Consider the following 25,866-nt stretch of genomic DNA (forward strand, 5'->3'; position numbering starts at 1 on the left):
CTGAAAGCATCTAAGCACGAAACTTGCCCCGAGATGAGTTCTCCCTTGTCCCTTGAGAACACTGAAGGAACGTTGAAGACTACGACGTTGATAGGCTGGGTGTGTAAGCGTAGCGATACGTTGAGCTAACCAGTACTAATGAACCGTGAGGCTTAACCTTACAACGCCGAAGCTGTTTTGGCGAAGAGAAGACGAACAATATTCAGCCTGATACAGATAACAGAATTTGCCTGGCGGCTTTAGCGCGGTGGTCCCACCTGACCCCATGCCGAACTCAGAAGTGAAACGCCGTAGCGCCGATGGTAGTGTGGGGTCTCCCCATGTGAGAGTAGGACACTGCCAGGCATCAATTGCGTGAAGAGGCCATCCGGAAGGATGGCCTTTTTGCGTTTTTGTCCGTTATGAAATTAGCAATAAAAAGGGGAATTACTTCCCCTGGTACTGTAGATGCAGCAGCGGATAAGGCCTGCCATGGTCGTCTGTTGCTGAACGGCCCACCTGTACAAATCCCATCTTTTCATAAAACTTCACGGCCTGCTGGTTTTGCTCGTTGACGTCGGTTGTCAGCCCGGAAGTGAGGGATAGAGCGTGCTGAATGAGCATTTTGCCAACACCGGTACCGCGGTGGTCTGGATCCACAAACAGCGCATCCATATGGTTTTCTGACAGCAACATAAAGGCCACTGGCTTATCCTGCTCGTTTGCTGCAACCCAGAGCGGAGCTGCCGGCAGGAAAGTGCGAACCTGCTGCTCTATTTCTGCTCTGTCCTGAGATGAAAGGAAATGGTGTGTGGCATCAACCGCCCGACGCCAGATATCTACTAGTGCATCACCTTCGTCCGAACGTGAGTGACGAATGACAATCTTCATTTTATTCTCCTTAATACCAGCCACTATTCTACCTTTTTTTATTGGGTGAAACTTTCTCACCTTTGCAGTGAGAGCCTCGACATTTCGCTGATTTCTGGGTATTGTCAGCTATCTGGATGTCTAAACGTTTATACGTATGCTTTTGAGGTAACAAGGTTATGCCGATTCGGGTGCAGGACGAGCTACCAGCCGTCAATTTCTTGCGTGATGAAAACGTGTTTGTGATGACCGCTTCACGCGCTACGGTTCAGGAAATTCGTCCTCTGAAGGTACTGATCCTGAATCTGATGCCGAAGAAAATCGAAACGGAAAACCAGTTTCTGCGCATGCTTTCCAACTCGCCGCTGCAGGTGGATATCCAGCTGCTGCGTATCGATGCTCGTGAGTCACGGAACACACCGACCGAGCACTTGAACAATTTTTACTGTAATTTTGACGATATCCGCGACGAAAATTTCGATGGTCTTATCGTCACCGGTGCCCCCCTGGGGCTGGTTGAATTTAATGATGTGGCGTACTGGCCACAGATCCGCCAGGTTCTGGAGTGGGCCAAAGAGCATGTCACCTCAACGCTTTTTGTCTGTTGGGCGGTACAGGCTGCACTGAATATCCTCTACGGCATTCCCAAGCAAACTCGCAGCGAAAAGCTCTCAGGCATTTACGAACACCGTATTCTTCATCCTCATGCGCTGCTGACCCGTGGTTTTGACGATGAATTCCTGGCGCCGCACTCCCGCTATGCGGATTTCCCGGCTGATCTCATTCGTGACTACACCGATCTTGAGATCCTGGCCGAAACCGAAAACGGTGATGCCTATCTTTTTGCCAGCAAAGACAAGCGTATCGCGTTTGTGACCGGTCACCCGGAGTACGATCCCCTGACGCTTGCCGGTGAATACTTCCGTGACGTAGAAGCGGGCTTAAACCCGGAAGTACCATATAACTATTTCCCAAAAAATGACCCACAAAATCCGCCGAAGGCGAGCTGGCGAAGTCATGGAAACCTGCTGTTCACCAACTGGCTTAACTATTACGTCTACCAGATAACGCCATACGATCTCCGTCATATGAATCCTACGTTGGAGTAATCTCCTGCGAAGATCGATCCTAAAGCGTTTCAGCATTCCACTACAGGCACCCTCGGGTGCCTTTTTTGTTTTTGAAATTACACTCACCAGGCAGGATAAGTTTATTTCTTTTGTTATCAATATGTTGTGAATATTTTAAATTGAAAATGGAAATTGTTTTTGATTTTGAAAATTAATTGAGTAGTCTTAATTGTGCTGAACGAAAACTGCACAACGATCCTGCGTTCACGTTGGGGAGAACCGTTGAGGATCGCTAATGAGGAGCTACGCAATGACACAACAGGCAACAACCATCGAAGAACTGGCTTTTAGCCAGCCATATGGCGAACAGGAAGAGCAGATCCTGACGCCGGAAGCCGTCGAGTTCCTGAGCGAGCTGGTGACGCGTTTTACGCCGAAGCGTAACAAGCTACTGGCTGCACGTATCAAACAGCAGCAGGATATCGATGCCGGTCAGTTGCCAGATTTTATTTCGGAAACTGCTTCCATTCGTGAAAGTCAGTGGACAATCCGTGGTATCCCGGCAGATTTACAGGATCGACGTGTTGAAATCACCGGCCCGGTCGAGCGCAAAATGGTGATTAACGCGCTGAATGCCAACGTGAAAGTGTTCATGGCCGATTTTGAAGATTCTCTGGCACCGGACTGGAGTAAAGTGATCGACGGTCAGATTAACCTGCGCGATGCGGTTAATGGCACCATCAGCTACAGCAACGAGGCAGGGAAAACCTACCAGCTGAAACCAAATCCGGCGGTACTGGTTTGCCGCGTGCGTGGCCTCCATTTACCGGAAAAACACGTGACCTGGCGTGGTGAAGCCATTCCCGGCAGCCTGTTTGATTTTGCGCTCTATTTTTTCCATAACCACAAGAAATTGCTGGCAAAAGGCAGCGGCCCCTATTTTTATCTGCCAAAAACTCAGGCCTGGCAGGAAGCCGCCTGGTGGAGCGAAGTGTTCAGCTATGCGGAGGATCGTTTCTCTCTTCCACGCGGCACTATTAAAGCCACCCTGCTGATTGAAACGCTGCCGGCGGTATTCCAGATGGACGAGATCCTGCATGCGCTGCGCGATCACATCGTTGGCCTCAACTGTGGCCGCTGGGATTACATTTTCAGCTATATCAAAACACTGAAAAACCATCCTGACCGTGTTCTGCCGGACCGCCAGGTGGTGACGATGGACAAACCTTTCCTCAGCGCATACTCGCGCCTGCTGATTAAAACCTGCCACAAACGCGGCGCGTTTGCGATGGGCGGGATGGCGGCGTTTATCCCCAGCAAAGATCCTGAGCGCAACAATCAGGTGCTGAACAAAGTGAAGGCGGATAAAGAGCTGGAAGCGAAGAACGGCCACGACGGTACCTGGATTGCCCATCCGGGACTGGCTGATACCGCTATGGCGGTATTCAACAGCGTACTGGGTGATAAGCCAAATCAGCTGTCGGTCAGCCGCGAGGCCGATGCACCGATTACCGCTGAACAGCTGCTGGAACCTTGTGATGGCCCGCGCACCGAAGAGGGAATGCGCGCCAATATTCGCGTCGCGGTGCAGTACATCGAGGCATGGATCTCGGGTAACGGCTGCGTACCTATCTATGGCCTGATGGAAGATGCCGCCACGGCGGAAATCTCCCGTACCTCTATCTGGCAGTGGATCCATCACCAGAAAACGCTCAGCAACGAAAAGCCTGTGACCAAAGCTTTATTCCGCCAGATGCTGGCTGAAGAGATGCTGGTTATTCAGGACGAGCTCGGCGAGCACCGCTTCAGCAGCGGGCGTTTTGACGATGCCGCGCGCCTGATGGAGCAAATCACCACATCAGATGACTTAATCGACTTCCTCACCCTGCCAGGCTACCGCCTGCTTGCGTAAACCACCACATAACAATATGGAGCATCTGCACATGAAAACCCGTACCCAACAAATCGAAGAGTTACAGAAAGAGTGGACAAACCCGCGCTGGGAAGGCATTCGCCGCCCATACAGCGCAGAGGAAGTGGTGAAATTACGCGGCTCGGTGAATCCGGAATGTACGCTGGCGCAGCTGGGTGCAGCCAAAATGTGGCGCCTGCTGCATGGCGACGCCAAAAAAGGTTATGTGAACAGCCTCGGTGCGCTGACCGGTGGTCAGGCACTGCAGCAGGCTAAAGCGGGGATTGAAGCTGTTTACCTCTCCGGCTGGCAGGTGGCGGCTGACGCCAACCTGGCATCAAGCATGTATCCGGATCAATCGCTGTACCCGGCGAACTCGGTACCGGCGGTGGTGGATCGTATCAACAACACCTTCCGCCGTGCGGATCAGATCCAGTGGGCATCCGGCATTGAACCAAACGATCCGCGCTATACCGACTATTTCCTGCCCATCGTGGCGGATGCGGAAGCGGGCTTCGGCGGTGTGCTGAACGCATTTGAGCTGATGAAATCGATGATTGAAGCCGGTGCAGCGGCTGTTCACTTCGAAGATCAGCTGGCATCGGTGAAGAAGTGTGGGCACATGGGCGGCAAAGTGCTGGTACCGACTCAGGAAGCCATTCAGAAACTGGTTGCCGCGCGTCTGGCTGCAGACGTCATGGGCGTCCCGACGCTGTTGATTGCCCGTACCGATGCGGATGCAGCAGATCTGGTGACCTCTGACTGCGACGAGTACGACCGCGAGTTTATTACCGGCGAACGTACCAGCGAAGGCTTCTTCCGTTCCCGCGCCGGGATTGAGCAGGCTATCAGCCGTGGTCTTGCCTACGCGCCGTATGCCGATCTGGTCTGGTGTGAAACCTCTAAACCAGACCTCGACCAGGCTCGCCGCTTCGCCGAAGCGATTCACGCTCGCTTCCCGGGTAAACTGCTGGCCTACAACTGCTCACCGTCGTTTAACTGGCAGAAGAATCTCGACGACAAAACGATCGCCAGCTTCCAGCAGCAGCTCTCGGAGATGGGCTATAAGTATCAGTTCATCACCCTGGCGGGTATCCATAGCATGTGGTTCAACATGTTCGATCTGGCCCACGCCTACGCTCAGGGCGAAGGCATGAAGCACTACGTCGAGAAAGTACAGCAGCCGGAATTTGCGGCCGCTAAAGACGGCTACACCTTTGTTTCTCACCAGCAGGAAGTGGGAACAGGCTACTTCGACAAAGTCACCACCATCATTCAGGGTGGAGCTTCGTCCGTCACCGCGCTGACGGGGTCAACGGAAGAAGAGCAGTTCTGATGTTTTCCCCCTCTCCCCGTCGGGGAGAGGGCTGGGGTGAGGGGGAAAGAGATGACGCGTGGCCTGGAATTACTGATTGCCCAAACTATTCTGCAGGGCTTCGACGCCCAGTATGGTCGTTTTCTGGAAGTCACTTCCGGCGCCCAGCAGCGTTTTGAACAGGCCGACTGGCATGCGGTTCAGCAGGCCATGAAGCAGCGAATTCACCTCTATGACCATCACGTTGGTCTGGTGGTGGAACAGCTGCGCTGTATTACCGATGGCAGAAATCCGGACGCCGCTTTTTTGCTGCGGGTGAAGGAGCATTACACCGACCTGCTGCCCGACTACCCTCGCTTCGAGATTGCGGAGAGCTTTTTTAACTCCGTCTATTGCCGGTTATTTGACCACCGTTCGCTGACTCCCGAGCGGTTATTTATTTTCAGCTCGCAGCCCGAGCGGCGCTTTCGCACCATTCCTCGCCCACTGGCGAAGGACTTCTTCCCCGATCATGGCTGGGAACCGTTGCTAACGCGGATGCTCACCGATCTGCCTCTGCGCCTCCCCTGGCAGGATAAAGCGCGAGACGTTGGGTATATCACCGCTCATCTGCTGGAGGCCCTTGGTGCTGAGACACTTCAGCAGAGCCACCTGCAGATAGCCAACGAGCTGTTCTATCGCAACAAGGCGGCCTGGCTGGCTGGAAGGCTGGTCACTCCGATGGCAACTCTGCCGTTTTTACTGCCGGTACATCGCAGCGACGAAGGCGAGTTGTTTGTTGACGCCTGCCTGACGACTCACGCCGAGGCGAGCATTGTTTTTGGTTTCGCTCGTTCCTACTTCATGGTTTATGCCCCCCTGCCAGCCGCGCTGGTCGAGTGGCTGCGTGAGATCCTGCCTGGTAAAACCACCGCCGAGCTGTATATGGCTATCGGCTGTCAGAAGCATGCGAAGACCGAGAGCTACCGTGAATACCTGAATTACATTTCGACCGCCGACGAGCAGTTTACCGAGGCGCCCGGAATTCGCGGCATGGTGATGCTGGTGTTTACCCTGCCGGGCTTTGACCGGGTGTTTAAAGTCATCAAGGACCGATTTGCCCCACAAAAGGAGATGACGGCGGCACACGTGCGGGCCTGCTATCAGCTGGTTAAAGAGCACGACCGTGTAGGAAGAATGGCGGACACCCAGGAGTTTGAAAACTTTGTGCTGGAAAAACAGCAGATTGACCCGGCGTTGATGGCGTTATTACTGACAGAGGCACCGGGAAAAATCACCGATCTTGGCGATCGTATTGCTATCAGCCACCTCTACATCGAACGGCGGATGGTGCCGCTTAATCTTTGGCTGGAGCAGGTTAACGGCCAGGCGCTGCGCGACGCTATTGAGGAATACGGCAACGCCATTCGCCAGCTGGCGGCGGCCAATATTTTCCCCGGTGACATGCTGTTCAAAAACTTCGGCGTGACGCGCCACGGGCGGGTGGTGTTCTACGATTACGATGAAATTTGCTATATGACTGAGGTGAATTTCCGCGACATCCCGCCGCCGCGCTACCCGGAAGACGAGCTTGCCAGCGAGCCCTGGTACAGCGTCTCACCCGGGGATGTCTTTCCTGAAGAATTCCGTCACTGGCTGTGCGCTGACCCACGCATTGGGCCACTCTTTGAAGAGATGCATGCCGACCTTTTCCGGGCCGACTACTGGCGCGGGCTGCAAACGCGGATTAAGCACGGGCATGTAGAAGATGTCTATGCCTACCGGCGTAAGCAGAGGTTTTGCATCAGGTTTTCTCTCTCTTCCTGAGGGAGATGGCTGGTCTTAACGGATCCCACCGTAAGCCAGCGTGACCTCTTTCGCCGCCTTAATCACCAGCGCACCAAGCTCGGTCACCCGGTCGTCGGTCATACGGGAAATCGGCCCGGAGATAGAAATGGCTGCGAACGGCTCGCGGTGTTCGTCATAAATACAGGCCGCAATGCAGCGCAGTCCCAGCGCGTGCTCTTCATCATCAAATGAGTAGCCGCGTTTGCGTATCTGGGCCAGATCTTCTTTCAGATGGACCGGGGAAACCAGCGTCGCGTGGGTGTAGGCGTGTAGCCCCTTGCGGTGCAGAAGGCTGGTGACCTGTTCTTCGCTGAGCTGCGCCAGAAAGGCCTTGCCTGCGCCGGAGGCGTGCATCGGCAGTTTTCCGCCGATGGGGGCCGACATACGCATCAGCTGGGTACACTGCACCTGGTCGATAATAATCGCCTGATGATCGCTCTGGTCGAGCACCGCCAGATTCACCGTCTCGCCTGAGTCTTCCATCAGCGCGCGCAGGATAGGGTGGACAATTGCCAGCAGATTTCGGCTTTGCAAAAAGCTACTACCGACGATAAAGGCATGGGCACCCACCGTCCAGTGGCCTAAATCACCCACCTGGCGGACAAACCCTAACTGCTGCATGGTACTGAGCAGACGATGCGTGGTGGAGTTTGGCAGCCCGGCCTGCTGCGCGAGTTCGGTCAGCGCGACGCTGCCGTGGGATTCCGCTATCCACTCCAGGAGCTTAAGCCCACGGGTCAATGACTGAACTTGCCCGCCAGCGGGGGCGGCGGCAGGGGCGGGCTTTCTGCCACGCTTAGCGGGAACGGTAGCAACCATGGCGGACTCCTTTTCTGTATCGTGGAAATCATTTTCGTTTTATTTGATTATAATGCAACCGTTATCCACACTGATCGGAGGAGTCATTGTGAACATGTCTCATGTTCCCGCTGAGTACCTTTTCCACCCTGCGAGATTATGCCAGTATGGACTGCTGGTCTTTTGGCCTGGTTGAGCGTTGTCGGGAGCATGTGTGAGTAACAAAGTTGAGCAGTTGCATCAGCAGTTAAAAGAACGAATCCTGGTTCTGGATGGGGGCATGGGCACCATGATCCAGAGCTACCGTCTTGAAGAGCAAGATTTTCGCGGTGAGCGCTTCGCCGACTGGCCTTGCGACCTGAAAGGTAACAATGACCTGCTGGCGATTACCCAGCCGGAGACGATTGCCGCTATCCACTACGCCTACTTTGAGGCGGGGGCGGATATCATTGAAACCAACACGTTCAACTCCACGACCATTGCCATGGCGGATTACCAGATGGAATCCCTGTCGGCGGAAATCAACTATGAGGCGGCGAAGCTTGCCCGCGCCTGCGCCGACGAGTGGACGGCCCGTACGCCGGAAAAACCGCGCTATGTGGCCGGGGTGCTTGGCCCGACCAACCGTACCGCCTCGATTTCACCGGATGTGAACGATCCGGCGTTTCGTAACGTCACCTTTGACCAACTGGTGGAAGCATACCGTGAATCGACCCGGGCGCTGGTGGAGGGCGGCTCAGACCTGATCCTGATTGAAACCGTCTTCGACACCCTTAACGCCAAAGCGGCGATTTTTGCCGTAAAAGAAGAGTTCGAGGCGCTGGGCGTTGAGCTGCCGATCATGATTTCCGGCACCATCACCGATGCCTCCGGGCGTACGCTCTCCGGGCAAACGACCGAAGCTTTCTACAACTCTCTGCGCCATGCCGATGCGCTCACCTTCGGCCTGAACTGCGCGCTGGGGCCAGACGAACTGCGCCAGTATGTGCAGGAACTGTCGCGCATTGCCGAGTGTTACGTTACCGCGCACCCGAATGCCGGGCTGCCGAACGCTTTTGGTGAGTACGACCTTGATGCCGATACCATGGCGGCCCAGATCCGCGAATGGGCGGAAGCCGGTTTTCTCAACATCGTCGGTGGCTGCTGTGGTACCACGCCGGAGCACATCGCCGCAATGTCACGTGCCGTTGAAGGCTTAACGCCTCGCGCACTGCCGGATCTGCCGGTAGCCTGCCGTCTGGCGGGGCTTGAACCACTGAATATTGGCGATGACAGCCTGTTTGTGAACGTGGGTGAACGCACCAACGTGACCGGCTCGGCTAAGTTCAAGCGTCTGATTAAAGAAGAGAAATATAACGAAGCTTTGGATGTTGCACGCCAGCAGGTGGAAAGCGGCGCGCAAATCATCGATATCAACATGGATGAAGGGATGCTCGACGCCGAAGCGGCGATGGTGCGTTTCCTTAACCTGATTGCCGGTGAGCCGGACATCGCCCGCGTGCCTATCATGATTGACTCCTCAAAATGGGAAGTTATCGAGAAAGGGCTTAAATGTATTCAGGGCAAAGGCATCGTTAACTCCATCTCGATGAAAGAGGGAGTTGAAGCCTTTATCCATCATGCGAAAAAGGTGCGTCGCTACGGAGCAGCCGTGGTGGTGATGGCGTTTGACGAAGTCGGCCAGGCTGACACCCGCAAGCGTAAGATTGAAATCTGCCGCCGTGCTTACCAGATCCTCACCGAAGAGGTGGGATTCCCGCCGGAAGACATCATTTTCGACCCGAACATCTTTGCTGTGGCCACCGGTATCGAAGAGCACAACAACTACGCTCAGGACTTTATCGGCGCCTGTGAAGACATCAAACGTGAGCTGCCGCATGCGCTGATTTCCGGCGGCGTGTCGAACGTTTCGTTCTCGTTCCGCGGTAACGACCCGGTCCGTGAAGCCATCCACGCGGTGTTCCTCTACTACGCCATTCGCAACGGCATGGACATGGGGATCGTCAACGCCGGGCAGCTGGCTATTTATGACGATCTCCCCGCCGAGCTGCGCGATGCGGTAGAGGATGTGATCCTCAACCGTCGTGACGACAGCACCGAGCGGATGCTGGAGCTGGCAGAGAAATACCGCGGCAGTAAAGCGGACGATGGTGCGAGCGCCCAGCAGGCCGAATGGCGCTCCTGGGATGTCAAAAAGCGTCTCGAATACTCGCTGGTGAAGGGCATTACCGAGTTTATTGAGCTGGATACCGAAGAGGCCCGTCAGCAGGCCGCGCGTCCTATCGAAGTGATTGAAGGGCCGCTGATGGACGGGATGAACGTCGTCGGCGATCTGTTTGGCGAAGGAAAAATGTTCCTGCCGCAGGTGGTGAAGTCCGCGCGCGTCATGAAGCAGGCGGTGGCTTACCTGGAACCCTACATCGAAGCCAGCAAAGAGAAAGGCTCCAGCAACGGTAAAATGGTGATCGCCACGGTGAAAGGCGACGTCCATGACATCGGTAAAAATATTGTCGGCGTGGTGCTGCAGTGCAACAACTACGAGATTATTGATCTCGGCGTGATGGTACCTGCGGAGAAAATCCTGAAAACCGCGCGGGAAGTGAATGCCGACCTGATTGGCCTTTCCGGGCTGATTACGCCGTCGCTCGACGAAATGGTCAACGTCGCCAAAGAGATGGAGCGTCAGGGCTTTACGATCCCGCTGCTGATTGGCGGAGCCACAACGTCCAAAGCGCATACCGCGGTGAAGATTGAGCAAAACTACAGTGGCCCGACGGTGTATGTGCAGAACGCCTCGCGCACGGTTGGGGTGGTGGCTGCGCTGCTCTCTGATACCCAGCATGATGATTTTGTTGCCCGTACCCGCAAAGAGTATGACACGGTGCGCATCCAGCATGCGCGTAAGAAACCGCGCACACCGCCGGTGACGCTGGAAGCCGCGCGTGAAAACGATTTTGCCTTCGACTGGAGCAGCTACACGCCGCCGGTGGCGCATCGTCTGGGCGTACAGGAAGTGAGCGCCAGCATCGAAACGCTGCGCAACTACATCGACTGGACACCGTTCTTCATGACCTGGTCGTTGGCGGGGAAATACCCGCGCATTCTGGAAGATGAAGTGGTAGGTGAAGAGGCAAAGCGCCTGTTCCACGATGCGAACGAGATGCTCGATAAGCTCAGTGCAGAGCAGCTTCTTACCCCACGTGGGGTGGTTGGGCTGTTCCCGGCGAACCGCGTTGGCGATGACATCGAGATTTATCGCGATGAAACCCGGACCCATGTTCTGACGGTCAGCCATCATCTGCGTCAGCAGACCGAGAAAAACGGCTTTGCGAACTACTGCCTCTCTGATTTTGTCGCCCCGAAACTGTCCGGTAAAGCCGACTATATCGGCGCATTCGCGGTCACCGGCGGGCTCGAAGAGGATGCGCTGGCGGAGGCGTACGAAGCGCAGCATGATGATTACAACAAAATCATGGTGAAAGCGATCGCCGACCGCCTGGCCGAGGCGTTTGCGGAATATCTTCACGAGCGGGTGCGTAAAGTGTACTGGGGTTACGCCGCCAATGAGAATCTCAGCAATGAGGAGCTCATTCGTGAAAACTACCAGGGCATTCGCCCGGCGCCGGGCTATCCCGCCTGCCCGGAGCACACCGAGAAGGGGACTATCTGGCAACTGCTGGATGTAGAAACCCATACCGGAATGAAGCTCACCGAGTCGTTTGCCATGTGGCCAGGCGCATCGGTTTCAGGCTGGTACTTCAGCCATCCGGACAGCAAATACTACGCGGTGGCGCAAATCCAGCGCGATCAGGTAGAAGACTATGCCCGCCGTAAGGGGATGAGCGTGGCGGAAGTTGAGCGATGGTTAGCGCCGAATCTCGGCTATGACGCTGATTAAAACATCTTTTCTTACAACAAACAGGGCGCTCTTAGAGCGCCTTGTCTCTTTATTGAACATAAACCCTTATACTGGAGGAAGGCTTTCACGCCTCAGGAAATAGATAACGATAAGGAGAACCTGATTCCGTGTTAACTCTGTTACACCTGCTTTCTGCCGTATCCCTGCTGGTGTGGGGAACCCATATTGTCCGTACAGGCGTCATGCGCGTGTTTGGCGCACGGTTACGTACCGTGCTCAGCAGCAGCGTGGAGAAAAAACCGCTCGCCTTCTGTGCCGGTATCGGCGTCACGGCGCTGGTACAGAGCAGCAACGCCACAACCATGCTGGTGACCTCGTTCGTCGCTCAGGATCTGGTGGCGCTCACTCCGGCGCTGGTGATTGTGCTGGGTGCCGATGTGGGGACCGCGCTGATGGCGCGTGTGCTGACATTCGACCTCTCCTGGCTGTCGCCGCTACTGATATTCCTCGGTGTCATCTTCTTCCTGGGCCGTAAACAGACGCGGGCCGGGCAACTCGGGCGCGTCGGGATAGGCCTCGGGCTTATCCTGCTGGCGCTTGAGCTTATCGTTCAGGCGGTCCATCCGATAACCGAGGCCAGCGGCGTGCAGGTGATCTTCGCCTCGCTGACCGGCGATATCATGCTCGATGCACTGATTGGCGCCGTGTTTGCCCTGATCAGTTACTCAAGCCTTGCTGCCGTGCTGTTGACCGCAACGTTAACCACGGCGGGGGTGATTTCATTCCCGGTGGCGCTGTGTCTGGTGATTGGTGCCAACCTTGGCTCCGGGCTGCTGGCGATGCTCAACAACAGCGCTGCTAACGCCGCAGCTCGCCGGGTGGCGCTCGGCAGCCTGCTGTTTAAGCTGGTGGGTAGCCTTATCATCCTGCCGTTCGTGCATGTACTGGCTAACGTGCTGCATAAACTACCGCTGCCGGAAGCGGAGCTGGTGATTTACTTCCACGTCTTCTACAACCTGATCCGCTGCCTGGCGATGGTGCCCTTTGCAGAGCCGATGGCGCGTTTCTGTAAACGAATGATCCGCGATGAGCCTGAGCTGGATGCGCGCCTGAAGCCTAAACATCTGGACTCCACCGCACTGGATACTCCGGCGCTGGCGTTGGCCAATGCCGCCCGTGAGACGCTGCGCATGGGTGATGCCATGGAACAGATGCTGGATGGTCTGCACAAAGTGATGCACGGCGAGCCGCGCGAAGATAAAGCACTTCGCAAGCTGGCCGACGACATCAACGTGCTGTACACCGCTATCAAACTCTATCTGGCGCGTATGCCGAAGGATGAGCTGGCGGAAGAGGAGTCGCGTCGGTGGGCAGAAATCATTGAAATGTCGCTGAACCTCGAGCAGGCGTCGGACATCGTTGAACGAATGGGTAGCGAGATCGCGGATAAATCGCTGGCTGCGCGGCGAGCCTTCTCCATTGAAGGGCTGAAAGAGCTGGATGCATTGTTCGATCAGTTGCTGAGTAACCTGCAGCTGGCGATGTCGGTGTTCTTCTCCGGCGACGTGCCGAGCGCTCGCCGCCTGCGCCGCAACAAGCATCGCTTCCGCATCCTTAACCGTCGCTATGCGCACGCCCACGTTGACCGTCTGCATCAGCAAAACGTGCAGAGTATTGAAACCAGCTCGCTGCACCTGGGCCTGTTGGGCGACATGAAGCGTCTGAACTCGCTGTTCTGTTCGGTTGCCTACAGCGTGATGGAACAGCCCGACGAAGATGACGACCGGGATGATTATTGATCTACAACTGGGGATGCACTTTAGCTTTTAAGCGTTAATCCCATACCCAACGCATTCATCACGGCGAGAGTCGTTTTGAGCGTTGGGTTACCTTTCTCACTAAATGATCGATAAAGCTGCTCGCGGGACAGTCCCGTTTGTGCAGCGATTTTTGTCATTCCTTTGGCTCGAGCCACCACGCCGAGCGCTCTGGCAATATAGGCTGTATCACCTGTTTCAAAGGCGTCAGCCATGAATGCAGCGGCTTCCTCATCATTGACTAATGCCAGCGCAGGGTCATATTGGGTGAGCTTATTCATGTGCAAGTACCTTGTTCAAATCCAGAGAATTGGCTAGCGATTTAGCAAGCGTAATGTCTTTGCCCTGAGTCTGCTTATCGCCCCCACATAGCAGGATAATCAGAAGGTTGCCATGCTGTTTGAAATAGACTCGGTAGCCGGGGCCATGATGGATACGCAGTTCGCTGACGCCTTCCCCTATGGGCTTTACGTCTCCCGGCAAGCCATTAGCAAGACGGAAAAGACGTGCCGCGATTATGGTTTTAAGTCGCCGGTCTTTTAGCTGTGCTTCCCAACGGCGAAATACCTCTGTCTGGGCGATCTCCTTCATAATACTCCCTGTATTTTATAAACTACATCCGTTTAAGACAAGCCAGCAGACAGAATAGGTAGCGTTTTAGTGGGGGTAAATGAGGTGGAATGAGATCTGGAATGCTGCTCGAGAGACAACACCATTTGTCCGGAGGCAAACCTAAGGTATATTTCGCCTTTACAGGAGAAACTATGCTGCCAGCTCAATCAACCCGATTAAACAAATACATTAGCGAAAGCGGAATTTGCTCGCGTCGTGAAGCCGACCGTTACATCGAACAGGGGAACGTGTTTATCAACGGTAAACGCGCCACCATTGGCGATCAGGTGGTAGCAGGCGACGTGGTGAAGGTCAACGGTCAGCTTATCGAGCCCCGCAATGAAGAAGACCTCGTGTTTATCGCGTTGAACAAGCCGGTGGGGATTGTCAGCACCACCGAAGACGGTGAGAGAGATAACATCGTCGACTTCGTTAACCACAGCAGCCGTATCTTCCCGATTGGCCGTCTTGATAAAGACTCGCAGGGGCTGATTTTCCTTACCAACCATGGCGACCTGGTTAACAAAATTCTGCGTGCCGGTAACGACCACGAGAAAGAGTACATCGTCACTGTCAATAAGCCGGTCACCGACGAATTCATTCGCGGTATGGGCGCAGGTGTGCCGATTCTGGGGACCGTCACCAGGAAGTGTAAGGTCAAAAAAGAGGCGCCGTTTGCGTTTCGAATTACGCTGGTGCAGGGCTTAAACCGCCAGATCCGCCGTATGTGTGAGCACTTTGGCTACGAAGTGACGAAGCTTGAACGTACGCGCATCATGAACGTTAGCCTGAGTGGGATCCCGCTGGGTGAGTGGCGTGATTTAACCGGTGATGAACTGATCGAGCTTTTTAAGCTTATCGAAGATTCATCGTCGGAGGCCAAACCGAAAGCAAAACCGAAGGCAAAGCCTAAAACTCCGGCTGGGGCGGCGAAAAAACCTGCCAGCAGCAGCGGAAAAAGCATGGCCAAAACGCCCGCAGAAATGGCAAACCGTAAACGCTTTACCGCCCCAGGGCGTAAGAAGAAAGGGCGCTAATCAGCGCCTTCCGCGGGTCGGTGTATTCGCCGACCAGGAAAACGATGCTTCACTATCTGGTTTATAAGCCTGCATTTTCTTCAATTTGCGGGCCTTTTTCGCTTCAGCTTCACGCTGTGCCATCAGCTTGTCGATGTACTCTTTCTTAACGTGATTGGTTTCGGCGTTGCTGAGCGGCCGCCCATGGGCAATGCGTGCGCGGTCGAGCAGCGTTTTCAGCTCTCGCTGCTCGCTTTCGGTCATGTCTTTCTGGGTAAGTCGTGGTGTTGCCATCACTGAAGCCTCCTGACAGGGGGCTTCAGTGTATGTCTGCGGGACGATTATTCAAACAAATTATGATGCAGTTTTTGCACGACCTGTTCGGCATCGCTGCCCGGCACCAGGAAGCACAGATTGTAGCTGGAGGCACCGTAGCAAATCATACGGATATTGAACGGCTCCAGCACCCCGAAGACCTCTTTACCAACGCCACAGGCTTTGGAGAGGTTGTTGCCAATCAGTGCGACCAGCGCTAACCCTTCTTCCACCTCAACCCGACACAGCGACGACAGCTCGGTCAGCAGCGCCTGAGTCAGCAGCGTATCGCCGGTGGAGGTGGAACCTGTAGTGTCGAGCGTCAGCGCGATACTGACCTCCGAGGTGGTAATCAGGTCGACCGAAATGCTGTGTCGCGCCAGAATGCCAAATACCTCGGCAAGGAAGCCACGGGAATGCAGCATGTTCAGGCTGTGCAGCGTCAACAGCGTCTGGCTACGGCGCAGCGCGAGGGCGCGGAACAGCGGCGGGTTTTCGGTTTCGTTGCACACCAGCGTGCCGCCCGCTTTCGGATCTTTACTCGAGCCGACAAAGACCGGAATACCGCAACGCACCGCAGGCAGCAGCGTTGCCGGATGCAGGACTTTTGCGCCGAAGGTGGCCATCTCGGCCGCCTCGCCGAAGGCGATCTCCGGGATGCGCTGTGCAGCAGGTACGATGCGTGGGTCAGTGGTGTAGATCCCCGGGACATCGGTCCAGATATCAACGCGGGAAGCCTGCAGTGCTTCACCCAGCAGCGCAGCCGTGTAGTCACTACCACCGCGCCCAAGGGTAGTGGTGCGGCCTTTGGCTTCGCTACCGATGAACCCTTGGGTGATAACCAGCCCCTCTTCAAGACGCGGTGCCAGTTGCAGCGTGCAGAGCTCCGCCAGGGAAGCGATATCCGGCTCTGCACGACCAAAGCGATCGTTGGTACGCATGACTTTGCGAGCGTCAAACCACTGGGCGACGATACCCCGCTCGCGCAGGATTTCAACAAACAACAGCGTGGACATCAGTTCGCCGTGGCTCACCAGCTCATCCGTCAGCGCGGCGGAAGAGGCGAGCGATGCCGCTTCCGCAAGGGTGGTGAGGTTTTCCAGCAGGCGCTCAATCTCCTCGCGGATCACGTTCGGATGGCGCAGGCGTTCAAGAATATCGAACTGAACTTTACGAATGGCATCAAGCCTGGCGAAGCGATCGGTGGTTTCCAGACCTTCCGCCAGGGCGACCAGCAGATTTGTGACCCCGGCAGAGGCTGAGAGGACAACCAGGCGGGCATTGGGATCGGCCAGGACTACGTCCGCACTCCGGCTCATTGCGTCGTAGTCAGCAACGCTGGTACCGCCGAATTTGGCGACAACTAAATTCGTCATAACAACCTCGTGTCAGGAAAAATGAAAAGCGACCATGGCACAAGGGCAAACCGGTAACCGAGCCAAGCGCACGTGCTATCCCCGTCGTCTTTCAAGCTGCATTTTTGTTGGCTGCGTCCACTCACCCCAGTCACATAGTTATCTATGCTCCTGGGATTCCTGGACTTGCCGCCTCAATGCAACTCGAAATTCATTGGGTACGTATCCATAAATAAAAGCTGAGCGCTGCGCTGTCAACGCTGGGGTTATGCGGATTTTTCATGCCGCCATCACATTCAGTAATACGGCTTATAACAGTGGGTTTTCCTGACGATTTTTAGCCACTTTTGCCCTCAATCTGAAAAACCATCACAATTTTGCCCGGCAGGCGCTACAATCGACCGAAGTCACAATTCTCAATTCAGAAGAGTATTGCTATGAAAAATATCAACCCAACGCAGACTTCCGCCTGGCAGGCACTACAAAAACACTACGACGAAATGAAAGACGTTACGATCGCGGAACTCTTCGCGAAAGATAACGATCGTTTCGCGAAGTTTTCCGCGACGTTTGACGATCAGATGCTGGTAGATTTCTCCAAAAACCGCATCACTCAGGAGACCCTGAACCTCCTGCAGGATCTGGCGAAAGAGACGGACCTGGCGGGTGCCATTAAGTCCATGTTCTCCGGCGAAAAAATCAACCGCACCGAAGACCGTGCCGTGCTGCACGTCGCGCTGCGTAACCGTAGCAACACGCCGATTCTGGTTGACGGCAAAGACGTCATGCCGGAAGTGAACGCCGTACTGGAAAAGATGAAGCACTTCTCTGAAGCCATCATCTCCGGTAGCTGGAAAGGCTACACCGGCAAAGCCATCACTGATGTGGTGAACATCGGTATCGGTGGTTCTGACCTCGGCCCGTTCATGGTGACCGAAGCGCTGCGTCCGTACAAAAACCATCTCAACATGCACTTTGTTTCCAACGTCGATGGCACCCACATCGCCGAAGTGCTGAAGAAAGTGAACCCGGAAACCACCCTGTTCCTGGTTGCCTCCAAGACCTTCACCACCCAGGAAACCATGACCAACGCCCATAGCGCGCGCGACTGGTTCCTGAGCACCGCAGGTGACAACAAACACGTAGCGAAACACTTCGCAGCGCTTTCCACCAACGGTAAAGCCGTGGGCGAGTTCGGTATTGATACCGCCAACATGTTTGAGTTCTGGGATTGGGTAGGCGGCCGTTACTCTCTGTGGTCTGCTATCGGCCTGTCCATCATCCTGTCCGTTGGCTTCGACAACTTCGTGCAGCTGCTGTCCGGCGCACATGCGATGGACAAACACTTCTCCACCACCGCACCTGAGAAAAACCTGCCGGTACTGCTGGCGCTGGTGGGGATCTGGTACAACAACTTCTTTGGTACCGAAACCGAAGCCATTCTGCCGTACGACCAGTACATGCACCGTTTCGCGGCGTACTTCCAGCAGGGCAACATGGAGTCCAACGGTAAGTACGTTGACCGTAACGGCAACAAAGTTGATCACCAGACTGGCCCAATCATCTGGGGCGAGCCGGGTACCAACGGTCAGCACGCGTTCTATCAGCTGATCCACCAGGGCACCAAAATCGTTCCGTGCGATTTCATCGCCCCGGCCATTAGCCACAACCCGCTGTCCGACCACCATCCGAAGCTGTTGTCTAACTTCTTCGCACAGACCGAAGCGCTGGCGTTTGGTAAATCCCGTGAAGTGGTTGAGCAGGAATATCGTGACCAGGGTAAAGACCCGGCAACGCTGGACTACGTGGTACCGTTCAAAGTGTTCGAAGGCAACCGCCCGACCAACTCCATTCTGCTGCGTGAAATCACCCCGTTCAGCCTCGGTGCACTGATTGCACTGTATGAGCACAAGATCTTCACTCAGGGCGCAATCCTGAACATCTTCACCTTCGACCAGTGGGGCGTTGAGCTTGGTAAGCAACTTGCCAACCGCATTCTGCCGGAGCTGAGTGATGATAAAAACATCAACAGCCACGACAGCTCCACAAACGGTTTGATCAACCGTTATAAAGCCTGGCGCGGTTAAGTCATTAAGGCATCGCCATCCGGCGATGCCTTTTTTTTTTCTATCGGTCTCGAATTATTCGATTATTCACCTTTCATTAATAAAGCCACAACAATGCCAGGCTCTATTGTCTGAATGCGTTGGATGGCCTATTTCATCATCGCTATAGAGAGTAATCAGGATTATCCTAAAAAGCCTTAATGCTATTTTTATAATGGCTGAATAATTAGGATTATCTTTATGTTGTATTGCGCTATCTCATTGATAATCATCATGCAGGTATATTTAATTTAATCCATTCATATTTCTCGCCAGTATTCCTAAAACACTCTCGTTTATTCTCCGTGACGTAATTCGCTGGTATTAGTTGTGTATACTCGACCCCGCCTGTTTATTTCAGGTATATCTCCATTCATTCATTGAAGGGACATTGTTATGAAGAAAATCCTGTATGGCATTTTTGCCATATCTACGCTTGCGGCCGCTTCAGCTTACGCTGCACCTGTAGAAACGGGTGAAGCAGCGGGTACGGCTGCCACATCGGTCTCTGCGGGAAGCTCGACCGCAACCAGCGCCAGCACCGTCGGCTCTGCCGTGGGGGCTGCGCTGTCTGCAACCGGTGGCGGCAATGGCTCCAGCACTGGAACCACAACGACCACAACCACCAGCACTCGCTAGGGAGTGCCTTAATGCTAACCACACTTCGGTGTGGTTATTTTTCCCCTTTGGAGAAGCGTCGTGCAGCGAACGTCCATTATCCTGCTTTGCCTGCTGCTTCAGGCATGCTCAGCCCATAACCGAGGTCTGGGGAAATCGCTTTGGGAAAGCGTTTTCGGTGCCCCAGGCGTACAGCTCTCACAAGATGAAATTCACAACATGCCGTATGCCAGTCAGTACATGCGGCTCAACAACGGCCCGCAGCTATTTGTGGTGCTCGCTTTCTCAGAAAACGGGCAGCAGAAATGGGTGACGCAGGATCGTGCCACTCTGGTGACACAACACGGCCGCCTGGTTAAAACCCTGCTCAGGGGCGACAACCTGCTTGAAGTCTCTAATGCGCAGGCAGACCCGCTGATGAAACCGAATCAGATAGTTGATGGCGCGGCCTGGACCCGCACGATGGGCTGGACCGAATACGGGAAAGTCCGCTACGCCATCGCACGGTCCATCTTCCGCTGGACCGGCCACGATACGGTGACGCTTGCCGGGGAAACGACGAATGTTCGGGTTCTGGATGAAGCGGTTACCACCGATCAGACCCGCTGGCACAACCGATTCTGGGTGGATGCCGAAGGGCAGATTCGCCAGTCCGAGCAGTACCTCGGTGCAGATTACTTCCCGGTTAAAACTCAACTGATTAAGGCGGCGAAATGATGAAACGCTTATCCATTGCCGCCTGTCTGGTACTCATCGTCGCTCCGCTGCCTGTTCTGGCGGCCGGTAAGGTTGAGATTTACCAGAACGGTAGCCTGACTGCGAAAATGCTCCCCAACGTTGAGCGACTGGCCGATGTGGTGGGCCAGCCCTGGCTTGCCGAAAGCTGGTGGCCGGGAGCGGTTATCAGCGAGCGTCAGGCTACGCTCAAAGCCCGTGAGGCACAGCAGACGCTGCTCGGTCGTCTGAGCGCGCTGGCCGTTGAGGAGGATGACGAAGATGCGGCGGTTATCAACACGCTGCGCCAACAAGTGCAGGCGCTGAAAGTCACCGGAAGGCAGATGGTAAATCTTGATCCTGACCGCGTCCGCCTGGTGCCGCGAGCGAACCCGCCGCTTGCGGGGGATTACACCCTGTGGGTAGGCCGTGAACCCACAACGGTTCGTCTCTTCGGTCTGATAAGCCATCCCGGTCAACAACCGTTCACTCCCGGCCGCGACGTGGCGAGCTATCTCGATACTCAGGAACTGTTGAGCGGTGCCGATCGTAGCTATGCATGGGTCATTTATCCCGATGGCAGAAGTGAGAAAGCTCCCGTGGCGTACTGGAACAGGCGTCACATCGAACCTGCGCCCGGTAGCGTGATTTTCGTAGGGTTTGCCAGTTCGCTCTGGACGAATAAGTACGACGAACTCAACGCCGAAATACTTCACACCCTCGCACAGCGGATACCTGAATAATGAAAACCAGATTTCTCTACAGCCTGCTGGCGCTGGGCGTGAGTGCGGCATGCCATGCAGAAACCTTTCCCGCCCCGGTGGGACCATCGCAGCAGGATTTCGGCGGCGTGGGTCTGCTGCAAACCCCCACGGCGCGTATGGCGCGTGAAGGGGAGATGAGCCTTAACTATCACAACAACGATCAATATCGCTACTACTCCGCATCCATTCAGCTGTTCCCGTGGCTTGAAACCACGCTGCGCTATACCGACGTGCGCACCAAGTTGTACAGCAACGTGGAAGCCTTCTCTGGCTCTCAAACCTACAAAGATAAAGCCTTTGATCTCAAGGTGCGGTTGTGGGAAGAGAGCTATTGGCTACCACAGGTAGCGGCAGGGGCGCGCGACATCGGTGGTACTGGCCTCTTTGATGCGGAATACGTGGTGGCAAGCAAAGCCTGGGGTCCCTTTGATTTTACGCTTGGGCTAGGCTGGGGCTACCTTGGCACCAGCGGTAACGTGAAAAACCCGTTCTGCGTGTATGACGATGCTTATTGCTACCGTGATAACAGCTATCGCAAAGCGGGTTCTGTTGACAGCAGCCAGATGTTCCGCGGCCCGGCGGCACTGTTCGGTGGTGTGGAATACCAGACGCCCTGGCACCCACTGCGTCTGAAACTCGAATATGAAGGTAACGATTACTCCCGTGACTTCGCGGGGAAAATAGAGCAGAAGAGCAAGTTTAACGTCGGCGCTATTTATCGCATCACAGACTGGGCCGACGTTAACCTGAGCTACGAACGCGGCAATACGTTCATGTTTGGCTTTACGCTGCGTAGTAATTTCAACGATCTACGCCCGTCGTACAACGACAACCTGCGACCGAAGTACCAGCCGGAACCGCAGGACGCCATTCTTCAGCATAGCGTGGTAGCAAACCAGCTCACTCAGCTGAAATACAACGCCGGGCTTGCCGATCCGGCAATCCAGGTGCAGGGCGATACGCTGTATGTTTCCGGAGAGCAGGTGAAATACCGAGATTCACGCGAAGGTATTGAGCGCGCAAACCGGATTGTCATGAACGATCTGCCGGAAGGGATCCGCACTATTAACATCACCGAAAACCGCCTTCATCTGCCGCAGGTGACGGTTGAAACGGATGTTGCCAGCCTGCGTCATCATCTGGAAGGTGAGCCGCTGGGCTATGAAACGCCGCTGGCGCAAAAACGTATTGAGCCGGTGGTACCGCAAAAGCCGGAGCAGGGGTGGTATATGGAGAAACCTCGCGTTGATTTCCATATCGATCCGGTGCTTAACCAGTCTATTGGCGGGCCAGAAAACTTCTATATGTACCAGCTCGGGGTGATGGGGACCGCCGACTGGTGGGTCACCGACCACCTGCTGACCACCGGCAGTCTGTTTGCTAACCTGGCGAATAACTACGATAAGTTCAATTACACCAACCCACCACAGGATTCCACGCTGCCGCGTGTTCGTACTCACGTGCGTGACTATGTGGGTAATGATATCTATGTGAACAACCTGCAGGCTAACTACTTCCAGTACCTGGGCAACGGGTTCTATGGCCAGGTTTACGGTGGCTATCTGGAAACGATGTTCGGCGGCGTCGGGGCTGAGGTGCTTTATCGCCCGCTCGACAGCAACTGGGCATTTGGTATCGATGCCAACTACGTGAAGCAGCGTGACTGGCACAGCGCGCAGGACATGATGAAATTCACCGATTACAGCGTGAAGACCGGGCACCTGACAGCCTACTGGACCCCGTGGTTTGCGCAGGACGTGGTGCTCAAAGCCAGCGTCGGGCAATACCTGGCCGGTGATAAGGGCGGCACCATGGAAATTATCAAATGGTTCGACAGCGGCATTGCCGTCGGCGCCTATGCCACGATAACCAACGCCTCTCCGGAAGAGTATGGCGAAGGGGACTTCACCAAAGGCGTTTACGTATCTATTCCGCTGGATCTGTTCACATCAAGTCCAACCCGTAGCCGCGCCGGTATAGGCTGGACGCCGCTAACGCGTGATGGTGGTCAGAGTCTTGGGCGTAAATTCCAGCTATATGACATGACGAACGATCGGAATATTAACTTCCGTTGAGTAGTTGTTAATATTACGTATTAAAAAAACGCTACTGGAATATCATGAAATAAACATTGAGGAAATAAAAATAGAGGGGGTGGTCGGACGCCGCCCCCCGGCAACCAGAACGAAACTATTTCAGGACAACCTGGTTCAAAAACTGAAGACTAATCATCTAAACTGTGCGGGGTATTTCGGTAAAAGATACTACCTGGTCATACCGGTACGATCCAGACAATATCCTGTTGCATTATCAATAATCGGACAAACCTCACGTGAAATGTTAATTTTTATAGTGTGTCAGGAGCGAGGATGTTCTGTGTTGCTATTATTGATGATGGAAGGTTGAATGTTTTCGTTATTCTTTTCTGGAAGTACCGTGGTGATAAACCATATTGCGAGACCAACAATACCAATAAGGCTGAATGTAAATGGATAGTGACTAAATATGGGAATTGTTACATCCGGTTCATCTATGCTGGAAATGCAGGATTTGTACACGCCAAACACAATCAAAACCAGATAGATTAATGGGGTGATGTAAAGTTCAAGTATATGAAGCGTTATCTTCGAGTATCGCACTCGTGTCCACCTGGATGCTATTAACCAAAGTAGCAGTGTACAAAAATTTTATGCTTGAGCAAAGCCCAGGGTACGAGTTCGACCGGGAAATGGTGATATCGTTGCCCAAGCATTTAAGTGACTTATTCTGATTCTTCCTGTGGTCTTGAAATTACGTGCATACGTAAACAGGCATAGGCGCAAAGTAAAAAGAAAGCACCATTGCCAATCAGATATCCATCGTATTTTTGTTCACCATGGAGATTTAATGCTATATTCAACAGCATCCCCAGTCCGATCCCAAAGATAAGTATTGCGATAAACACCCAGCGCGTATTGGCTTTTAAGTAAACATCGATCACCCTAATCATTGATAACACGATCCTTGCAGTATATGCATTGGCTAAACATCGACCAGTACAGTCATTGACATTATTAATTATATAAACCCCTCCATCTCTTGTGGCTTTTGATAATAATAACTCAGTTTTATTTTGTGAAGTGATTAATACGGAAAATCAAAAGGCTGATATCATTAATTACACTAACCTTATGAAATGACTGAATTATAAATTATCCTTATGAGACAATCCTTATATTAAAATTGTAAATGAGAAGTCTCTTGAAAATATCTCATGTTGATTTTTAGGATCTTCCTTATATTGAGATTAAGATATTATCCTTTCATTGCGGTGAGTGTGAATAAAATCGGTTTACTTAATAACTGGAACATTATCCCACTATTTCTGGTGTAAATAATCGCGCTGGTGGTCATTATTTTGGGGGGCAAATGATGGTGGCAGAGCGCCGGAAAACGTTGCAATCGACACAAAAAAAGATAGATCGCCGTCACATTTTTGCGCTATACAGGAGGTAAGTTACAACATTACGACAACAACACAGGTGCTGTCATGACGCCGAATCCACGTCTACGTATCGAGCTGGTCTCGACCATTTTGCAGGGTGTACTTAATCTTGGTTTGCTGAGCCTTGGGCTCATTCTCGTTGTCTTTCTGGGTAAAGAGACATTGCATCTGGCGGACGTACTCTTCTCGCCGGAAAAAACGAGCAAATACGACCTGGTAGAGGGGTTGGTGGTGTACTTCCTCTACTTTGAGTTTATTGCGCTGATCGTGAAGTATTTCCAGTCCGGATACCATTTTCCGCTGCGCTACTTTGTGTATATCGGGATCACTGCTATCGTGCGACTGATCATCGTCGATCACACTTCGCCTCTCGATGTGCTGATCTATTCGGGGGCGATCTTAATTCTTGTGATCACCCTGTGGCTGTGTAATTCCACGCGACTCAAGCGGGAATAAAAAAAAGGCGCTCCGGGGAGCGCCTGACAACAGTCACAAGTCACAAGTTGAGGGTTACAGTGGCATTACATAATGAAACTTAACCTTTGACGCCGCCCGAGGTCAGGCCGCTGACCAGCCAGCGCTGTGCCAGCAGGAAGACAACAGTAATTGGAATGGCGGACAGCACCGCCGCAGCCGCAAAGTCTCCCCACAGATAGTTCTGCGGGTTAAGGTATTGCTGCATTCCCACCGCCAGGGTGTAGCTGTTCACATCACGCAGCAGCAGTGAAGCGACCGGCACTTCGGTAATTGCGGCGATGAATGACAGGATGAATACCACCGCCAGAATCGGTACCGACAGCGGCAGCAGCACCAGGCGGAACGCCTGCCACGGCGTAGCGCCATCCAGTGCTGCAGCTTCTTCCAGAGAGCCATCGATGGTTTCGAAATAACCTTTGATAGTCCAGACGTGCAGCGCAATGCCGCCCATGTAGGCAAAGATCACCCCACCATGCGTGTTCAGACCGATAAACGGCAGATACTGACCGAGACGGTCAAACAGGGCGTATAACGCCACCAGCGACAGTACCGCCGGGAACATCTGGAAAATCAGCATCCCTTTCAGCAGCGTCGCTTTCCCCGGGAAACGCATACGGGCGAAGGCATAGGCGCAGGTGGTGGAGAGGGCGACGATGCCAATCGCGGTGATCCCGGCAATTTTTATCGAGTTCCACAGCCACAGCAGCACCGGGAAGGGCGGTGGCGTGATGCGGCCGTCGGCGTGCTCTACGCTAAAGCCCAGCGCCAGTTTCCAGTGTTCCCACGAAATTTTCTCCGGGATAAGGCTACCGGTAGCGAAGTTACCTTCGCGCAGTGAGATAGTGATAACCATCAGCAGCGGGAACATGATCGCCGCAATAAAAATGAGCAACAGCAGGTGCGTGATAAAGAGGCGCAGCTTCTGGGATTTCGGTTGTACCATGGCCATTCTTCAGCCC

Annotated in this window: 21 protein-coding genes and 2 rRNA genes; 15 read left to right on the forward strand and 8 right to left on the reverse strand. The window is 54.0% G+C overall.

Going from position 1 to position 25,866, the window contains the following annotated elements:
* Positions 1-160 (forward strand): 23S ribosomal RNA (locus tag C7387_RS15045); the annotation flags it as partial.
* Positions 161-229: 69 nt separating this feature from the next.
* Positions 230-345 (forward strand): 5S ribosomal RNA (rrf, locus tag C7387_RS15050).
* An 81-nt stretch (positions 346-426) separates the two neighbouring features.
* Here the strand turns inward: rrf and C7387_RS15055 are convergent.
* The gene (locus C7387_RS15055; protein ID WP_120816987.1) at positions 427-870 is read right to left on the reverse strand and encodes an acetyltransferase; all 444 of its coding nucleotides are present in this window, start codon (positions 868-870) and stop codon (positions 427-429) included.
* A gap of 158 nt (positions 871-1,028) precedes the next feature.
* On the opposite strand from C7387_RS15055, the gene metA reads away from it, so the two are divergent.
* From metA to aceK, 4 genes are all read left to right on the forward strand, one after another.
* On the forward strand, positions 1,029-1,958 hold the full coding sequence (gene metA, locus C7387_RS15060) for a homoserine O-acetyltransferase MetA (RefSeq protein WP_006816649.1): 930 nt from the start codon (positions 1,029-1,031) through the stop codon (positions 1,956-1,958).
* A gap of 271 nt (positions 1,959-2,229) precedes the next feature.
* Positions 2,230-3,831, forward strand: a complete 1,602-nt coding sequence (gene aceB / locus C7387_RS15065) for a malate synthase A (protein ID WP_038252864.1) — start codon at positions 2,230-2,232, stop codon at positions 3,829-3,831.
* Between the two features lie 31 nt (positions 3,832-3,862).
* Positions 3,863-5,167, forward strand: a complete 1,305-nt coding sequence (gene aceA / locus C7387_RS15070; RefSeq protein ID WP_038252861.1) for an isocitrate lyase — start codon at positions 3,863-3,865, stop codon at positions 5,165-5,167.
* A 51-nt stretch (positions 5,168-5,218) separates the two neighbouring features.
* Complete coding sequence (gene aceK / locus C7387_RS15075; RefSeq protein WP_120816988.1) at positions 5,219-6,952, forward strand: bifunctional isocitrate dehydrogenase kinase/phosphatase; 1,734 nt, start codon at positions 5,219-5,221, stop codon at positions 6,950-6,952.
* 15 nt (positions 6,953-6,967) lie between these two features.
* Here the strand turns inward: aceK and iclR are convergent, their stop codons facing one another.
* Entirely contained in the window at positions 6,968-7,792 is an 825-nt protein-coding gene (iclR, locus tag C7387_RS15080) for a glyoxylate bypass operon transcriptional repressor IclR (RefSeq protein ID WP_006816653.1), read from the reverse strand.
* Positions 7,793-7,985: 193 nt separating this feature from the next.
* On the opposite strand from iclR, the gene metH reads away from it, so the two are divergent.
* A complete protein-coding gene (gene metH / locus C7387_RS15085; RefSeq protein WP_038252857.1) occupies positions 7,986-11,669 on the forward strand; it encodes a methionine synthase in 3,684 nt (1,227 codons plus the stop codon).
* A 128-nt stretch (positions 11,670-11,797) separates the two neighbouring features.
* Positions 11,798-13,429 carry a Na/Pi cotransporter family protein gene (locus tag C7387_RS15090; RefSeq protein WP_038252855.1) on the forward strand — a complete coding sequence of 544 codons (1,632 nt, stop codon included), beginning with the start codon at positions 11,798-11,800 and terminating at the stop codon, positions 13,427-13,429.
* Between the two features lie 20 nt (positions 13,430-13,449).
* Here the strand turns inward: C7387_RS15090 and C7387_RS15095 are convergent, their stop codons facing one another.
* Both C7387_RS15095 and C7387_RS15100 read right to left on the reverse strand, forming a co-directional pair.
* On the reverse strand, positions 13,450-13,728 hold the full coding sequence (locus C7387_RS15095; protein WP_120816989.1) for an addiction module antidote protein: 279 nt from the start codon (positions 13,726-13,728) through the stop codon (positions 13,450-13,452).
* The gene (locus C7387_RS15100) at positions 13,721-14,038 is read right to left on the reverse strand and encodes a type II toxin-antitoxin system RelE/ParE family toxin (RefSeq protein WP_038252851.1); all 318 of its coding nucleotides are present in this window, start codon (positions 14,036-14,038) and stop codon (positions 13,721-13,723) included. The genes C7387_RS15095 and C7387_RS15100 overlap by 8 nt, the downstream gene beginning before the upstream one ends.
* A 173-nt stretch (positions 14,039-14,211) precedes the next feature.
* Between C7387_RS15100 and rluF the strand changes: the two genes are divergently transcribed.
* Positions 14,212-15,096 carry a 23S rRNA pseudouridine(2604) synthase RluF gene (rluF, locus tag C7387_RS15105; protein ID WP_120816990.1) on the forward strand — a complete coding sequence of 295 codons (885 nt, stop codon included), beginning with the start codon at positions 14,212-14,214 and terminating at the stop codon, positions 15,094-15,096.
* On the opposite strand, the gene C7387_RS15110 is transcribed toward rluF, so the two are convergent.
* Complete coding sequence (locus C7387_RS15110; protein WP_006816658.1) at positions 15,097-15,369, reverse strand: YjbD family protein; 273 nt, start codon at positions 15,367-15,369, stop codon at positions 15,097-15,099.
* 47 nt (positions 15,370-15,416) lie between these two features.
* The gene (lysC, locus tag C7387_RS15115; protein WP_120816991.1) at positions 15,417-16,766 is read right to left on the reverse strand and encodes a lysine-sensitive aspartokinase 3; all 1,350 of its coding nucleotides are present in this window, start codon (positions 16,764-16,766) and stop codon (positions 15,417-15,419) included.
* Positions 16,767-17,182: 416 nt separating this feature from the next.
* On the opposite strand from lysC, the gene pgi reads away from it, so the two are divergent.
* The 5 genes from pgi (at position 17,183) to C7387_RS15140 (ending at position 23,021) form a co-directional block, all read left to right on the forward strand.
* A complete protein-coding gene (gene pgi / locus C7387_RS15120; RefSeq protein WP_120816992.1) occupies positions 17,183-18,832 on the forward strand; it encodes a glucose-6-phosphate isomerase in 1,650 nt (549 codons plus the stop codon).
* A gap of 414 nt (positions 18,833-19,246) precedes the next feature.
* Complete coding sequence (gene yjbE / locus C7387_RS15125) at positions 19,247-19,489, forward strand: exopolysaccharide production protein YjbE (RefSeq protein ID WP_006816661.1); 243 nt, start codon at positions 19,247-19,249, stop codon at positions 19,487-19,489.
* Positions 19,490-19,549: 60 nt separating this feature from the next.
* Entirely contained in the window at positions 19,550-20,185 is a 636-nt protein-coding gene (locus C7387_RS15130; RefSeq protein WP_120816993.1) for a YjbF family lipoprotein, read from the forward strand.
* Positions 20,182-20,925: a capsule biosynthesis GfcC family protein gene (locus C7387_RS15135; RefSeq protein WP_120816994.1), complete on the forward strand. Its 744-nt coding sequence runs from the start codon at positions 20,182-20,184 to the stop codon at positions 20,923-20,925. Before C7387_RS15130 ends, C7387_RS15135 begins: the two co-directional genes overlap by 4 nt.
* Positions 20,925-23,021, forward strand: a complete 2,097-nt coding sequence (locus tag C7387_RS15140; RefSeq protein ID WP_120816995.1) for a YjbH domain-containing protein — start codon at positions 20,925-20,927, stop codon at positions 23,019-23,021. The genes C7387_RS15135 and C7387_RS15140 overlap by 1 nt, the downstream gene beginning before the upstream one ends.
* A 686-nt stretch (positions 23,022-23,707) precedes the next feature.
* On the opposite strand, the gene C7387_RS15150 is transcribed toward C7387_RS15140, so the two are convergent.
* Positions 23,708-23,935 carry a hypothetical protein gene (locus C7387_RS15150; RefSeq protein ID WP_006816667.1) on the reverse strand — a complete coding sequence of 76 codons (228 nt, stop codon included), beginning with the start codon at positions 23,933-23,935 and terminating at the stop codon, positions 23,708-23,710.
* A gap of 540 nt (positions 23,936-24,475) precedes the next feature.
* Between C7387_RS15150 and psiE the strand changes: the two genes are divergently transcribed.
* Positions 24,476-24,886 carry a phosphate-starvation-inducible protein PsiE gene (psiE, locus tag C7387_RS15155; RefSeq protein WP_006816669.1) on the forward strand — a complete coding sequence of 137 codons (411 nt, stop codon included), beginning with the start codon at positions 24,476-24,478 and terminating at the stop codon, positions 24,884-24,886.
* A gap of 79 nt (positions 24,887-24,965) precedes the next feature.
* Here psiE and malG read toward each other — a convergent pair whose 3' ends face one another.
* A complete protein-coding gene (gene malG / locus C7387_RS15160; RefSeq protein ID WP_006816670.1) occupies positions 24,966-25,856 on the reverse strand; it encodes a maltose ABC transporter permease MalG in 891 nt (296 codons plus the stop codon).
* Positions 25,857-25,866 lie beyond the last annotated feature (10 nt).

The sequence above is a fragment of the Yokenella regensburgei genome (genome assembly GCF_003634235.1).
In the GTDB taxonomy this organism is placed as follows: Bacteria; Pseudomonadota; Gammaproteobacteria; order Enterobacterales; family Enterobacteriaceae; genus Yokenella; species Yokenella regensburgei.

Coding starts and splice junctions, on each gene's coding strand:
- C7387_RS15140 (WP_120816995.1), top strand. CDS start 20,925: ATGAAAACCAGATTTCTCTACAGCCTGCTGGCGCTGGGCGTGAGTGCG.
- aceA (WP_038252861.1), top strand. CDS start 3,863: ATGAAAACCCGTACCCAACAAATCGAAGAGTTACAGAAAGAGTGGACA.
- malG (WP_006816670.1), bottom strand. CDS start 25,856: ATGGCCATGGTACAACCGAAATCCCAGAAGCTGCGCCTCTTTATCACG.
- aceK (WP_120816988.1), top strand. CDS start 5,219: ATGACGCGTGGCCTGGAATTACTGATTGCCCAAACTATTCTGCAGGGC.
- C7387_RS15100 (WP_038252851.1), bottom strand. CDS start 14,038: ATGAAGGAGATCGCCCAGACAGAGGTATTTCGCCGTTGGGAAGCACAG.
- C7387_RS15150 (WP_006816667.1), bottom strand. CDS start 23,935: ATGATTAGGGTGATCGATGTTTACTTAAAAGCCAATACGCGCTGGGTG.
- yjbE (WP_006816661.1), top strand. CDS start 19,247: ATGAAGAAAATCCTGTATGGCATTTTTGCCATATCTACGCTTGCGGCC.
- pgi (WP_120816992.1), top strand. CDS start 17,183: ATGAAAAATATCAACCCAACGCAGACTTCCGCCTGGCAGGCACTACAA.
- lysC (WP_120816991.1), bottom strand. CDS start 16,766: ATGACGAATTTAGTTGTCGCCAAATTCGGCGGTACCAGCGTTGCTGAC.
- aceB (WP_038252864.1), top strand. CDS start 2,230: ATGACACAACAGGCAACAACCATCGAAGAACTGGCTTTTAGCCAGCCA.
- iclR (WP_006816653.1), bottom strand. CDS start 7,792: ATGGTTGCTACCGTTCCCGCTAAGCGTGGCAGAAAGCCCGCCCCTGCC.
- psiE (WP_006816669.1), top strand. CDS start 24,476: ATGACGCCGAATCCACGTCTACGTATCGAGCTGGTCTCGACCATTTTG.
- C7387_RS15135 (WP_120816994.1), top strand. CDS start 20,182: ATGATGAAACGCTTATCCATTGCCGCCTGTCTGGTACTCATCGTCGCT.
- C7387_RS15095 (WP_120816989.1), bottom strand. CDS start 13,728: ATGAATAAGCTCACCCAATATGACCCTGCGCTGGCATTAGTCAATGAT.
- rluF (WP_120816990.1), top strand. CDS start 14,212: ATGCTGCCAGCTCAATCAACCCGATTAAACAAATACATTAGCGAAAGC.
- C7387_RS15110 (WP_006816658.1), bottom strand. CDS start 15,369: ATGGCAACACCACGACTTACCCAGAAAGACATGACCGAAAGCGAGCAG.
- metA (WP_006816649.1), top strand. CDS start 1,029: ATGCCGATTCGGGTGCAGGACGAGCTACCAGCCGTCAATTTCTTGCGT.
- C7387_RS15055 (WP_120816987.1), bottom strand. CDS start 870: ATGAAGATTGTCATTCGTCACTCACGTTCGGACGAAGGTGATGCACTA.